Here is a 12924-nt window from a genome sequence, read left to right as displayed (position 1 = left end):
TCATCCTTATGCCAGGCGGGTCGCTCAGGCGGAAAAGCGGGTCACGTCCACCACCCGGTCGGCCACCGCCGCCCGGGTCTCGGCATCATGGAAGATGCCGAGCAGGCCGCAGCCCGCCGCCTTCTTTTCGGCGATGAGGTCGATGACCACGGCGCGGTTGGCGGCATCGAGGGAGGCGGTGGGCTCGTCCAGAAGCAGCAGCGGCTGGCGGCCGATGAAGCCGCGTGCCACGTTCACCCGCTGCTGCTCGCCGCCGGAGAAGGTGGCCGGCGGCAGAAGCCACAGCCGTTCCGGCAGGTTGAGGCGGGTGAGCAGAGCGCCGGCCCGGGCGCGGGCAGCCTCCGGCGCCACCCCTTCGGCGAGCAGCGGCTCGGCCACCACGTCGAGGGCGGCGACGCGGGGGATCACCCGCAGGAATTGGCTCACATAGCCGATGCGCTGCTGCCGCAGCCGCAGCATGCGGCGCGGCGCGGCGGTGGCCACGTCCACCTGCTCCGTGCCGTCGGCCACGCGGATATGGCCGGCATCGGTGCGGTAATTGCCGTAGATCATCTTGAGAATGGAGCTCTTGCCGGCCCCCGATGGCCCGCCGAGGGCGACGCATTCCCCCGGCTGGAGGGTGAAGGACACCCCCGCCACCACCGGCAGCCGCAGCCCCTCCTGCAAATGCAGGGTGAAGCTCTTGGCGATGGCCTCGACGCTGAGCAGGGGGGCGGCATCCATCGTGTGGTCCATCATGGCACGAGCACCGAGGAGACGAGGAGCTGGGTATAGGGTTCGCGGGGATCGTCCAGCACCTGGTCGGTGAGGCCCTCCTCGATCACCCGGCCGGATTTCATGACCATGATGCGGTGGGAGAGCAGCCGCGCCACCGCGAGGTCGTGGGTGACGATCACCACCGCCAGGCCGAACTGCGCCACCAGGGAGCGGATGAGGTCCAGAAGCCGCGCCTGCACCGACACATCGAGCCCGCCGGTGGGCTCGTCCATGAAGACGAGCCGCGGCCGGGTCACGAGGTTGCGGGCGATTTGCAGCCGCTGGCGCATGCCGCCGGAAAAGCTGCGCGGGTCGTCGTCCACCCGGTCGGCTTCGATCTCCACCCGGCCGAGCCAGTCCACGGCCTCCTGGCGGATGGCGCCATAGTGGCGCCCGCCCACCGCCATCAGCCGCTCGCCTACATTGCCGCCAGCCGAGACCGCCATGCGCAGCCCCTGCTCCGCATGCTGGCGCACGAAGCCCCAGTCGGTGCGCAGCAGCAGGCGCCGCTCCGCCTCCGAGAGGGTGGCGAGATCCCGGGTGACCCCGTCGCGCTGGCGGTAGAGCACCCGGCCGGAGCTGGCGGCGAGCTCGGTGGAGAGGAGGGAGAGCAGGGTCGACTTGCCGGAGCCGGATTCGCCGACGATGGCCAGCACCTCCCCCGGATGGAGGGTGAGATCCACCTCGCGGCAGCCGAGGCGGGCGCCGTAGAAGCGCGTCAGCTTCTCCGCGACGAGCAGCGGTGCCTCGTCGTCGGCCTTCGGCCGAGGCATGGCGGATGAGGTCATGAGCAGCCCTCCTTCGGCCCCTCGTCGGCCCGCGTCGGCGCATCAGGCGCGCTCAGGGTGCCGGTGTGCCCCTCGGCCTGCCGGCCGGCGCAATAATCGGTGTCCGAGCACACGAACATGCGCCCGCCTTGGTCATCGAGGATCACCTCGTCGAGATAGACCCCTTCGGCCCCACACAAGGCGCAGGGCTGGGAAAAGCGCTGGACGGTGAAGGGGTGGTCCGCGAAATCCAAGGGCACCACCGAGGTGTAGGGCGGCACCGCGTAAATGCGCTTTTCGCGGCCGGCGCCAAACACTTGCAGGGCCGGGGAGTGGTCCATTTTGGGGTTGTCGAACTTGGGGATGGGGGAGGGGTCCATCACATAATGGCCGTTCACCGTCGCCGGATAGGCATAGGTGGTGGCGATATGGCCGTGGCGGGCGATGTCCTCATAGAGTTTCACGTGAATCAGCCCGTAGTCCGACAAGGCATGGAGCTTGCGGGTCTCGGTCTCGCGCGGCTCCAGGAACCGCAGCGGCTCCGGGATCGGCACCTGATAAACCAGCACCTGCCCGGGTTTGAGCGGAGTTTCGGGAATGCGGTGGCGGGTCTGGATAACGTTTGCCTCCGCCGTGTGGGAGGTGGTCTTCACCCCCGCCGTGGTCTCGAAAAAGGTGCGGAGCGCCACCGCATTGGTGGTGTCGTCCGAGCCCTGGTCGATCACCTTCAGAACGTCGTCGGCGCCGAGCAGCGCGGCGGTCACCTGCACCCCGCCGGTGCCCCAGCCATAGGGCATGGGCATCTCGCGGCCGGCGAACGGCACCTGATAGCCGGGAATGGCGATGGCCTTCAAAATCGCCCGCCGGATCATCCGTTTAGTCTGCTCGTCGAGATAGGCGAAATTGTAGGAAATGGCCGGCATGGCGGTGGCAGGGCGTGTCATTCCGCGGCCTCCTGAGTGGGAACGGGGGCGCCGGCGGCCTCGTCCGTGGCATGGGCGGCGCGCATGCGGCGCACCAGCTCCAGCTCGGCCTGGAAGTCCACGTAATGGGGCAGCTTCAGATGCTCCACGAAGCCGGTGGCCTGCACATTGTCGCAATGGGAGAGGACGAATTCCTCGTCCTGGGCGGGGGCGGTCTTCTCCTCCCCCAATTCGGCGAAGCGTAGCGCCCGGTCCACCAGCGCCATGGACATGGCCTTGCGCTCCGACTGGCCGAACACCAGCCCATAGCCCCGGGTGAACTGCGGCGGGGTGGTGGCCGAGCCCTTGAACTGATTGATGTTCTGGCACTCGGTGAGGGTGATGTCGCCGAGCGGCACGGCAAAGCCCAGCTCCTCCACCGGCAGGCTCACCTCCACCGTGCCGAAGCGGATCTCCCCCACGAACGGGTGGCTTCTGGCATAGCCGCGCTGGGTGGAATAGCCGAGCGCCAGCAGAAAGCCCTCGTCGCCCCGCGCCAGCGCCTGCAGCCGTGTCGGCCGGCCGGCGGGAAAGCTGAGCGGCGTGCGGGTGATGTCGGTGGGCGCCGTCCCGTCGTCCGCCGGCGCGGGCTCGATCAGGCCTTCATCGCCCAGAAGATCGGTCACCCGGGGCATGGGAGGTGAGGCGACGGGAGCCTCCTCGCCGGTGGGCTCGGAGGCCGAGGCTGCCGGTTTCTTCACGGTGGTCTGCGCGGTGGTGGCGAGGCCCTGGTCGAGCAGGCGGTGGGTGTAGTCGAAGGTGGGGCCCAGCACTTGGCCGCCGGGCAGATCCTTGAAGGTGGCGGAGATGCGCCGGCGGATGGCCATGGCGGTGGTGTCCACCGGCACGCTGGTGCCGAACCGCGGCAAGGTGGTGCGGAAAGCGCGGGCGAGGAAGATCGCCTCGATGAGGTCACCCCGCGCCTGCTTGATGGCGAGGGCGGCGAGGTCGCGATCATAGAGCGAGCCCTCGGCCATCACCCGGTCCACGGCGAGGCCCAGCTGCTCGGCGATCTGGTCGAGGCCGATCTCCGGCACGCCGGGATCGCCCCGCCGGGTGCGGGCCAGCAGGTCATGGGCATTGCGGATGGCGTCCTCACCGCCTTTGACGGCCACATACATGATGTCAGTCTCCGCAGGCTGATGGGGGGAACGTCAGGGGTTCGGCGTCACCGGCCGGGTGGTGCGCGGCAAGGCGGCGACGGTGCCGGGCGCGCACAGCACCAGATCGATGCCGAGCGGGAAAAGGGCAGCATTGGCGGCGAGCCGGGCGGCGAGGTCCGCCGGCAGCGGTTCGGCACCGAAGCGGCGGGTGTCGGGAATGCCGGGGCCGGAGAAGATCAGCGGGCCGGCGGTGAAGCGGTCCACCTGCGCCAGCACCGTGGCCGAGCGGTCCGGGTAGTCCGCCGTGCCCTGGGCGAGGGTGGCGAAGTCCGGCAGCGCCCCGGCGTCGGCACACAGCACGAAACGGGCTTCGGCGGCCACCAGGGTGTGCGGGGCGCCGGTGTGAAAGCGCAGGAACGCCGCCACCGGGGCGATGGCGAGGGGCCCATCGAGGAAGAAGGGCGTTTCATAATCGAGCAGCGTCAGGGCCACGGCGGCAAGCTCGGGGGAGAGCGGCGCCGGCGGGGTGAGCGCGCTGGCGAGGGGGCGGGGCAAAGCGGGCTCTGCCATGGCCCACATGAGGGCGACGAAGGTGCGCTGGGACTCATGCACGGGTTCAGCGAAGCCGGTGGCGGGGGCGGCGATGCCCATCAGTCTTCTCCCCGGGTCATGGTGAAGAAGTTCACCCGCGTCGCGTCGGTGTCCTGCCGGGCGCGGGCGGCCTCTGCGGCGAGCCGCCGGCGCAGTGGCCGCAGGGCATCCTCCACCGCGATGCGCAGGGCCGGGTCCTGCCACAGGGCATCGAGCAGCGCGGCGGCCTTGGCTTTTTCCGGCGCGCGGCCGAGCAGATAGGAGACGCCGGTGGCGCCGCCATCCAGATGCACGGCGGCGCGGGTCACGGTGGCTTCGCCGAGATTGAAGGGAGCGCCATCGCCGCCGGTGCGGCCCTGCACCATCACCAGCCCCACCTCCGGCGGCCGCATCACATGCACCTTCGGCAGCGGCTGGAAGCGCTCGATGGCGGCCTGCAGTTCGGCGAGGGTGGCGCGGTTGAGGAGGCCCATCACCGCCTGGCGCTGGGCCACCTCTGGAGTCGCGCCATCGGTGGGGGGAAGGGGAAAACCGGGGGCGCCGGCCGGTGTCGCCGCAGCCTCAGGTGGGGTGTCGGGGATCATGGCGGTCTCGATCGCAGGGCGGCACCAGCCGCGGCGGCATCACGGACGCTTCACTAGACCCTATTTGTCTAATAGTCTATACAAATGTTCAAAGATTGCCAAAAGGGCATCGGGGAGGGCAGAGTGGCTGGAATGGGACGCAGTGTGCGGGCGGATGGTCACATTCCGATGACGGACGACGAGGACGCGCCCTCCGGCGCTGGGACGGGTGGCGTTGAGGACCTGCCGGCCGGCAGCGTGCCGCGCGGCACGGGCGTCACCGTTTGGCGGCAGATCGCCGAGCGGCTGGAGGCGGACATTGTGTCCGGCCGCTGGCGTCCGGGGGAGCGGTTGCCGGTGGAGGCGGATCTGGCGCGGGCCTTCGGCGTCAATCGTCACACGCTCCGGCGCGCCCTCGCCGCTTTGGCGGAGGCCGGCCTGATCGAGGCGACGGCGGGGCGCGGAACCTTCGTGAAGGAGCCGCCGCTGCGCTATCCCATTGGCCCGCGCACCCGCTTCTCGGAGATCGTCGCGGCCGGCGGCCGCGAGCCGTTCGGCCGCTTCCTGGAGGCCCGGGTGGAGCCCGCCGATGCCGAAGTGGCGCGAGAGCTGGCGGTGGCGGAAGGCACGCCGGTGCTGCGCATCGAGAGTGTCCATGAGGCCGATGGGGTGCCCATCTCCATGGGCTGCGCCTATTTCGTGGCGGCCCGCTGCCCCGATCTCGATCTCGTCTATGCCGCCACCGGCTCCCTCACCCGGGCCTTGGCCACGCTGGGCATCGAGGATTATCGCCGCCGCGAAACCCGGCTCACCGCCCGCCCGGCCACGGCACGGGAGATGGAGCAGCTGTGCCTTGCGCCCGGCCGCGCGGTGATGGTGCTGGAGCGGGTGGATGTGGAGCCGAACGGGCGACCGCTGCAATGGGGCCGCTCCGCCTTCGCCGCCGACCGGGTGCAGCTGGTGTTCAAGCCTTAAACGGGCTCAGACGCTGGTCGGCGCGCGGCCGATGATGGCGAAGCGCAGGCGGGAGGAGATGAAGTCGATCACCCCCACCATCACCAGCATCATCAGGATCAGGAACGACACCTTCTGCCATTCCAGCACCCGGATCTGCTCGGCGAGGTGCAGGCCGAGCCCGCCGGCGCCGACAATGCCGACGATGGTGGATTGGCGGGCGTTGGATTCGAAATAATAGAGCAACTGGCTCGCCAGCACCGGCAGCACCTGGGGCAGCATGCCGAACCGCACCGCCGCCATGGGCGAGCCGCCGCTGGCGGTGACCCCTTCCACCGGCTTCCGGTCCAGGGCCTCCACCGCTTCGGAGAACAGTTTGCCCAATTCGCCGATGCTGGCGGTGGCGATGGCGAGGATGCCGGCGAACGGGCCGAGGCCCACCACCGTCACGTAGATCAGCGCCCAGATCAATTTATCCACGCCGCGCACGGTGTCGAGCACCCGGCGCACGGCGAAATGGGCGAAGATGTTGGGAATGACGTTCTTGGCCGCGAGAAAGCCGAACGGAAAGGCGATCACCGCCCCCAGCAGGGTGCCCAGGAAAGCGATGGCCAGGGTTTCCCACAGCGCGTGGATGTAGAGCGGCAGCTGGGCGCCGGGATCGGGCGGCATCATCAAGGTGATGAAATGGGCGAGCTGGCCGAGGCCGGTGCCCAGCCGATCGAAATTGAAGCCCAGGTGCCAGAAGCCGAACAGTGCGAGGGCCAGCGCCGCGCCGGCGGTGACGAGGAGGCGCACCCGGCTGGCGGGGTCCGGCGCCATGGCCTCGGGAAAAGCGGCGGCGAGGCGCGCGTGGTCGGCGGCGGCGGGCTGGATGCGGGCGCGGTTCATCGCGGCTCTCCAAAGCCGATGAGGCGGTGCCTGAGCTTCTCGGTGCCGAGGTCGATCAGCATCACCGTCGCGATGATGAGGAGCAGGATGGCGGAGACGTCGGAATAATAGAATTTGCGGATGGCCTCGATGAGGTCCTGGCCGATGCCGCCGGCCCCCACGAACCCCATGATGGAGGCTTCGCGCACGTTGATCTCGAAGCGCAGCAGGCCGTAAGAGGCGAAATTGGAGAGCACTTGCGGCACCACGGCGAAGCGCACCGTCTCGGTCCAGGAGGCGCCGGCGGCGGTGGCGCCCTCCACCGGCTTCATGTCGATATTCTCCACCACCTCGGCGAACAGCTTGCCGAGCGAGCCCATGGTGTGGATGGCCAGCGCCAGCACCCCGGGCATGGGGCCGAGCCCGAATGCCACCACGAACAGCAGCGCGAACACCAGCTCCGGCACCGTGCGGCAGAATTCCAGGAAACGGCGCGCGCTGAGGCGGATGAGCGGATTGCGCACCAGATTTGCGCTGGCGAGAAAACACAACGCAAAGGCGCCGATGGCGCCCAAGAGGGTGCCGAGATAGGCGATGAGCAGGGTGTCCACCAGCAGCTTCAGCCAGTGGTCGAGGTTCCAATACCATTCGGCAAGGTCCGCCCCCAGCGTCTGCCAGTGCAGGGTGGGCAGGATTTGCCAGAAATAACCGGTGAGCCGGTCGGCATGGGCGATGAAGACCAGAGGCTTCACCTCCCCCACCCAGCCGGCCAGCACGGTGCAGACCAGGATCACCGCCGCCACCATGAGGCTGGCGCGGCGCCGCGCCTGCACGGCGGCCTCGTAGGTCCGCGTCAGCGTGGCGATCTGCGCATCAGGCAGCAGGGTGACCGCATGGGGCACGGCGGACCTTTCCGAAACGGGCGGGGCAAGGGGCAAAGAAAAGGGCGGCCCGCGTGAGGGGCCGCCCTTCGGATGAGATCAGGACTTCTTCTTGCGCAGCTCGTCCACGAAGGTGATGAGCTCGATGATGGGGGTGTAGGCCTCGTTGTCCACCGGCTGCCAGAGCTGGGACTTGCCCTCATAGATCTTCTCGAAGGCGGCCGGGTCGTTCTTGCCGATGGAGAAGAAGGCGTCGCGGATCTTGGCTTTCAGGTCCGCCGGCATGGTGGTGATGTAAGCGTAAGGCGAGTTCACGATGAGGTCGGACTTGTAGATGATCCGATAGTCGTCGTACTTCGCCATCCCCTTGCGCTCCATGCGCTTGAGGTTCGACTCGCTCTCGTCGTTCCACCAGTTGAAAGCGGCGTCGCAGGTGCCCTGCTGCACGGCGATCACCGCGTTTTCATGCGAGCCGGCATAGACCACCTTGGCGAAGAATTCGTCGGGCTTGAGGCCCATCTTGTTCATGGCGAAGCGCGGCACGTTGTTGCCGGAGGTGGAGTTGGGGTCCACCAGGCACAGGTTCTTGCCCTTGAGGTCCTCGATGGACTTGTAGGGGCTGTCGGCCTTCACATAGAGCACCGAATGATAGCCCTTGGTGCCGTCGCCATTCACCTCGATGGCGAAGGCCTCCACCGGCACGCCGGTCTTGAGCGCGCGGGCGAACGAGGCCGGGCCATAGGAGGCAATGTGGATGTTGCCGGCCCGCTGGCCCTCGATCACCGCCGCATAATCATTGGCGATGCGCAGCTTCACCGGCACGCCGATTTCCTTGGAGAGATAGTCCATCAGCGGGGCGAAGCGCTCGGTGACGCCGGTGGCGTTCTCCGCCGGGATGATGGCGAAGGTGAGCTCGGGATATTGCGCCTTCCAGTCCTGCGCGCCGGCGGCGCCGACGGAAAGGGCGAGCGCGGCGCCGGCCGCGATCAGGGTACGACGGTTCAACATGGCTTGGGCTCCTGTCGGACGAAGCATTGAAAACGCGGAAAAAAGAACGCGTGCACACCCGTCGGCCGCGTCTGGCGCGGCCATGTCGGGCAGGATCCGGCCGTCACACGAAGGCGGGCATCGCGGCCGGTCGAAGCCCGTCGGTCGGCATGGCGCGCGGCTTCAGGCCGTGGCGCAGGTTGCGGCGGCGCTCCTGAACGTCAGGCGGGCACGGCCCCGGGTAGCGTGACGCCGAGGCCCTGCGGCGCGCGGGCGGGGGCGAGCTCCATCACCTCGCCGGCTTCCAGCCCATAAAGGTCGCGGGCCACCGCGTCGGTGAGCTGCTCGGGCGCGCCGTCGAACACCACCCGGCCCTGGGCCATGCCCACCAGCCGGTCGCAATAGGTGCGGGCAAGATCCAGGGAGTGCAGATTGCACAGCACCGTGATGCCGAAATGCCGGTTGATGCGCAAAAGCGCGTCCATGACGATCTTGGTGTTGCGCGGATCGAGCGAGGCGATGGGCTCGTCGGCGAGAATGAGGCCCGGTTCCTGGGCCAGGGCACGGGCGATGGCCACCCGCTGCTGCTGGCCGCCGGAAAGGCTGTCGGCGCGCTGGGCGGCCAGGGATGCGATGTCGAACTGCTCAAGGGCGGACAAAGCGATAGCCCGGTCGTCCGCGCTCCACATCTTGGTCAGCGCCCGCCAGGTAGGGGCGGTGGCGAGCCGGCCCATGAGCACGTTCGTGAGCACATCGAGCCGGCCCACCAGGTTGAATTGCTGGAAGATCATGGCCGCCTGGGCGCGCCACTGGCGCAGCGCCGCACCCTTGAGGGCGCTCACGTCCCGCCCGTCGAAGCTGATGCGGCCGGCGGAGGGCTCCTGCAGCCGGTTGATCATGCGCAGCAGGGTCGATTTGCCGGCTCCGGATCGGCCGATGACTCCAACGAAGGCGCCGTGGCCGATCTGAAGGGTGACGTCAGAGACTGCCGCCTTGTCGCCGAACTGGCGACTGAGGCCCTCGATCACAAGCATCGGCTCGCTCCGTTGCGTTCCAGTGCGGATAATCCGCGTGCGCAACAGGCGTATGACGGCAGCCGAGATGGCGCGGAAAAGACCCGGGGCGCGTCTTCCGCTCCGGGCGACGAAATATTTCTTCAATGCCGGCGGTGCAGTGCAACGCCAGCGCAAATGAATGAAAAGTCTTTCTTTGTGTCTCAGCGTGCGCTGCAATGCTGTCGCGGGGCTTGCACTGCAGCACAACTTTTATCTTTCCAAAGGCTTAACCTTTGTTAAGGTCGGCTGCGGTATCGATCCAGCGGGGGATCCCAATGCCCATGGAGCTGTTCGCCTTGCTTGAGACATGCGCCGCCTTCGCCTTCATTGGCGCGGTCGTTTTGGGCATGGTTTGACCCCGGCTCGCGGGGGAGCCCCCGCACTGACCCTAGAACACAACAAAGTTGAGGTCGGATCGATGATCGCGGCGCCGGGGAGAGGGATCTCCTCGGCGTCCGCGTTTATGGGGCGCGGGGTCAGCGTGGGCCGAGGATGCGCTTGCCGCTTCGGGCCGCCTCGTCATAGACGCGGGTGTCACCGGGCTTGAGCGAATAGCAGGTGTCGGCGATCACCGGGCGGCCGGCGGCCAGCAGTTCGGAGACGGTGACAAAGCGGTAGCCCTTGGCCCGCAGCGCCGGGATCAGCAGGCGCAACGCCTCCGCCGTGTGCTTGCCGCGGCCATTGGCATGCATCAGCACGATAGAGCCGGGCCTGATCTGCCGGCCCATGGCCTCGGCCATGACCTTGGCGCCGAGAAAGGCGGGATCGCCGGAATCCACGTCCCACTGGATGGCGAGGTGGCCTGTGTCATTCACATAATTGAGGGATTCGGCGCTGCACGAGCCATAGGGAAAGCGGAACAGGTCTGGCCGCTGGGGCACGTTGGCGAGGGGGCAGGCACGGGCGGCGGCGTCTCTGCGGCGCAAGGAGAAGGCGATGTCGGCGTCATCCACCTGCCGCCGCATGGCTTCGCCCGTCCGCACGGTGAGATTGGCGTGGGACCAGGTGTGGTTGCCCATCTCGAAGTCCGGATCGGCGATCAGCTGGGTGGCGCGTTCCGGGTGGCTCATCAGCCATTTGCCGCCGCCGAAGAAAGTGGCCGGGATGTCCTGGGCGCGCAGATAGTCGACCAGCGCCCCGTCATAGCCGGACGTTTCTGCGGAGGCTTCGCACAGATCGAAGGTGAGGGCGACGAGCTTCTGGCCGGCGGGCAGGTCCACCCGGCGGATGGAGCCGCGCAAAGCGGCGGGCACTGGCTTGGCGGCGGCCAGCGCCAGCTCCGGCAAGGTGACGGGCTCGGACTTCGGGTGGGGCTGGACGATTTCTTCGCCGGCGCGGGCAGCCAGGCTCTGCGGGGGGAAGCAGGCGGGCCCGGCGGCGTGGCTGGGGGCGGCGGCGAGCAGCGGGAGCGCGCCCAGCAGGGCGGCGACACGGAAGGCAAAGGAAGGATGGTGCACGGTCGGTCTCGGCAAGGCAGCGACGCGGCCGGCCCCAAGGTCCGGGGGCGCGGCGTCGCGTCGCTACCCATAGGCGCCTCGCGGCCCCGGTGCCAGGGCTGCGTTGGTCGCAGCGGCGGGGCGCGGGCCGGCGATCATTTGGGCTAGACTGCGACATCGTTCACGGCACCGGAGAGGTGGGGATGTCCGCACAGCTTGGCCTTCGATCGGCGGAAGGTACGGCCGCCGCGCCGCTCGCGGTGGTCACCGGGGCGTCGAGTGGCATCGGTCTGGCGCTCGCCGTGGAGCTTGCCCAGGCCGGCTTCGATCTCATGCTGGTGGGGCGCGATGGGGAGAGGCTGGCGGCGGCGGAACGGAAGATTGCGGCGCTCGGCCGCGCCGTCACGGTGCGGCAGGTGGATCTTGCCGCGCCGGCCGCCCTCGAGGGACTGGCGCAGGAGCTGGCGGCGCGGGTGCCCGACATTCTGGTGAACAATGCGGGCTTTGGCGCCTATGGCCGCTTTGCCGAAATCGACCCGGCGCTGTCATTGTCCATGATCACCACCAATGTGGGGGCGCTGACACGCCTCACGGCGGCGGTGCTGCCGGGCATGCGGGCGCGCGGCTCGGGCCGCATCCTCAATGTGGCGTCCACCGGCGCCTTCGCGCCGCTGCCCTTCTCCGCCGTTTACGGTGCCACCAAGGCCTATGTGCTGAGCTTCTCGGAGGCGGTCGCCGAAGAGCTGAAGGGCTCCGGCGTCACCGTCACGGCCCTGTGTCCGGGGCCGACGTCCACCCGCTTCTTCGCCCGGGCCGGCTGGGATGGCACGCGGCTGTTCAAGGGGCCCATGACCAGCGCGCAGATGGTGGCCGAGCGCGGCCTCAAGGCGCTCATGGCCGGGCGGCGGGTGGAGGTGGTGGGGCTGCTCAACAGGGTGCTGATCCTCTTGGCGCGGCTCGCACCGCGCCGGCTGGTGAGCGAGGCCACCCGCTTCATGCTGGCGTCGCGCGGCTGACCCATCACCGTTGCGTGCGGCATTGATGAGCAATTTCCATTTGTGCCGCGCCGATGCGGGGAGTAACCGGCGAACCGCGTCTAATGTCCTGTCCCCTGCTTCGGCTCGACCCGGAAACGCCCGATGAATCTCCTGTCGATCCAGTCCCATGTCGCCTATGGACACGTGGGCAACGCCTCCGCCGTCTTCCCGCTGCAGCGGCTGGGGGTGGAGGTGTGGCCCATCCACACCGTCCAGTTCTCCAACCACACCGGCTATGGCGCCTGGCGCGGCCAAGTGTTCGATGCCTCGGTGATCGCCGATCTGGTTGAGGGTATCGCCGAGCGCGGGGTGCTGCCGCGCTGTGATGGCGTGCTGTCCGGCTACATGGGCTCGGCGGAGATTGGCGCCGGCATTCTCGGCGCCGTGGAGCGGGTGCGCGCCGCCAATCCCAATGCGGATTATTGCTGTGATCCGGTGATCGGCGACGTGGGACGCGGCGTGTTCGTGCTGCCGGGCATTCCCGAATTCATGCGCGACCAGGCGGTGCCGGCGGCTGACGTGATCACACCCAACCAGTTCGAGCTGGAGCTGCTCTCCGGCCGTCAGGTGGTGGATCTGGAGGATGCGCTGGCGGCCTGCGCGGTGCTGCAGAAGCGCGGGCCGAAGGCGGTGCTGGTGACCAGCCTGCACACCCGGGAAACGCCGAAGGAGTCCATCGATCTCCTCGCCTGCGGGCCGGATGGCCGCTTCCTGGTGCGCACGCCGCGGCTGGACGTGTCCCTGAACGGGGCGGGCGACGCCATCGCGGCCCTGTTCTTCTTCCACGTGAAGCGCACGGGCTCCACCGCCGAGGCGCTGTCGGCCGCCGCCTCCTCCATCTTCTGCCTCCTGGAGCGGACCGAAAAAGCACACTCCCGGGAATTGCTGCTGGTCGAGGCCCAGGAGGAGTTCGTGAGCCCCTCCAAGGTCTTCACGCCCATGGCGGTTTAAGGCAACTTTGT

14 protein-coding genes are annotated in these 12924 nt (G+C 68.6%); 3 read left to right on the top strand and 11 right to left on the bottom strand.

Features of this window, described 5'->3' with window-relative positions; all coding sequences use genetic code 11:
* Window positions 1-24: 24 nt before the first annotated feature.
* From phnL to phnG, 6 genes are read right to left on the bottom strand one after another with little or no spacing between them, the layout of a single operon-like run.
* Window positions 25-738: a phosphonate C-P lyase system protein PhnL gene (gene phnL / locus ACU4E7_RS06320; RefSeq protein WP_447021002.1), complete on the bottom strand. Its 714-nt coding sequence runs from the start codon at window positions 736-738 to the stop codon at window positions 25-27.
* Entirely contained in the window at window positions 735-1544 is an 810-nt protein-coding gene (gene phnK / locus ACU4E7_RS06315) for a phosphonate C-P lyase system protein PhnK (RefSeq protein WP_447021001.1), read from the bottom strand. The genes phnL and phnK overlap by 4 nt, the downstream gene beginning before the upstream one ends.
* The gene (locus ACU4E7_RS06310) at window positions 1541-2446 is read right to left on the bottom strand and encodes an alpha-D-ribose 1-methylphosphonate 5-phosphate C-P-lyase PhnJ (RefSeq protein ID WP_238123591.1); all 906 of its coding nucleotides are present in this window, start codon (window positions 2444-2446) and stop codon (window positions 1541-1543) included. Before ACU4E7_RS06310 ends, phnK begins: the two co-directional genes overlap by 4 nt.
* A gap of 17 nt (window positions 2447-2463) precedes the next feature.
* Complete coding sequence (locus ACU4E7_RS06305) at window positions 2464-3606, bottom strand: carbon-phosphorus lyase complex subunit PhnI (RefSeq protein ID WP_447021000.1); 1143 nt, start codon at window positions 3604-3606, stop codon at window positions 2464-2466.
* A 33-nt stretch (window positions 3607-3639) separates the two neighbouring features.
* Window positions 3640-4239 carry a phosphonate C-P lyase system protein PhnH gene (gene phnH, locus ACU4E7_RS06300; RefSeq protein WP_447020999.1) on the bottom strand — a complete coding sequence of 200 codons (600 nt, stop codon included), beginning with the start codon at window positions 4237-4239 and terminating at the stop codon, window positions 3640-3642.
* Entirely contained in the window at window positions 4239-4763 is a 525-nt protein-coding gene (gene phnG, locus ACU4E7_RS06295) for a phosphonate C-P lyase system protein PhnG (protein ID WP_447020998.1), read from the bottom strand. The genes phnH and phnG overlap by 1 nt, the downstream gene beginning before the upstream one ends.
* Window positions 4764-4931: 168 nt before the next feature.
* On the opposite strand from phnG, the gene phnF reads away from it, so the two are divergent.
* Complete coding sequence (phnF, locus tag ACU4E7_RS06290; protein WP_447020997.1) at window positions 4932-5717, top strand: phosphonate metabolism transcriptional regulator PhnF; 786 nt, start codon at window positions 4932-4934, stop codon at window positions 5715-5717.
* A 6-nt stretch (window positions 5718-5723) separates the two neighbouring features.
* Here phnF and phnE (ACU4E7_RS06285) read toward each other — a convergent pair whose 3' ends face one another.
* The 5 genes from phnE (ACU4E7_RS06285) to ACU4E7_RS06265 all read right to left on the bottom strand — a co-directional run bounded on the left by phnE (ACU4E7_RS06285) (window position 5724) and on the right by ACU4E7_RS06265 (window position 10946).
* Entirely contained in the window at window positions 5724-6587 is an 864-nt protein-coding gene (gene phnE, locus ACU4E7_RS06285; RefSeq protein WP_447020996.1) for a phosphonate ABC transporter, permease protein PhnE, read from the bottom strand.
* On the bottom strand, window positions 6584-7468 hold the full coding sequence (gene phnE / locus ACU4E7_RS06280) for a phosphonate ABC transporter, permease protein PhnE (protein WP_447020995.1): 885 nt from the start codon (window positions 7466-7468) through the stop codon (window positions 6584-6586). Before phnE (ACU4E7_RS06280) ends, phnE (ACU4E7_RS06285) begins: the two co-directional genes overlap by 4 nt.
* A 78-nt stretch (window positions 7469-7546) precedes the next feature.
* Window positions 7547-8455: a phosphonate ABC transporter substrate-binding protein gene (gene phnD / locus ACU4E7_RS06275; RefSeq protein WP_447020994.1), complete on the bottom strand. Its 909-nt coding sequence runs from the start codon at window positions 8453-8455 to the stop codon at window positions 7547-7549.
* 200 nt (window positions 8456-8655) lie between these two features.
* Window positions 8656-9468 carry a phosphonate ABC transporter ATP-binding protein gene (phnC, locus tag ACU4E7_RS06270; protein ID WP_447020993.1) on the bottom strand — a complete coding sequence of 271 codons (813 nt, stop codon included), beginning with the start codon at window positions 9466-9468 and terminating at the stop codon, window positions 8656-8658.
* Between the two features lie 497 nt (window positions 9469-9965).
* Window positions 9966-10946, bottom strand: coding sequence for a polysaccharide deacetylase family protein (locus ACU4E7_RS06265; RefSeq protein ID WP_447020992.1), 981 nt, complete (start codon window positions 10944-10946; stop codon window positions 9966-9968).
* 182 nt (window positions 10947-11128) lie between these two features.
* On the opposite strand from ACU4E7_RS06265, the gene ACU4E7_RS06260 reads away from it, so the two are divergent.
* Both ACU4E7_RS06260 and pdxY read left to right on the top strand, forming a co-directional pair.
* Window positions 11129-11941, top strand: coding sequence for an SDR family NAD(P)-dependent oxidoreductase (locus tag ACU4E7_RS06260; protein ID WP_447020991.1), 813 nt, complete (start codon window positions 11129-11131; stop codon window positions 11939-11941).
* 123 nt (window positions 11942-12064) lie between these two features.
* Window positions 12065-12913: a pyridoxal kinase PdxY gene (gene pdxY, locus ACU4E7_RS06255; RefSeq protein ID WP_238123509.1), complete on the top strand. Its 849-nt coding sequence runs from the start codon at window positions 12065-12067 to the stop codon at window positions 12911-12913.
* Window positions 12914-12924: the final 11 nt, after the last annotated feature.

The organism is Xanthobacter sp. ZOL 2024 (assembly GCF_052932325.1).
The sequence above is the reverse complement of the archived record's forward strand: the minus strand, read 5'-3'. Positions and strand labels throughout refer to the sequence as shown.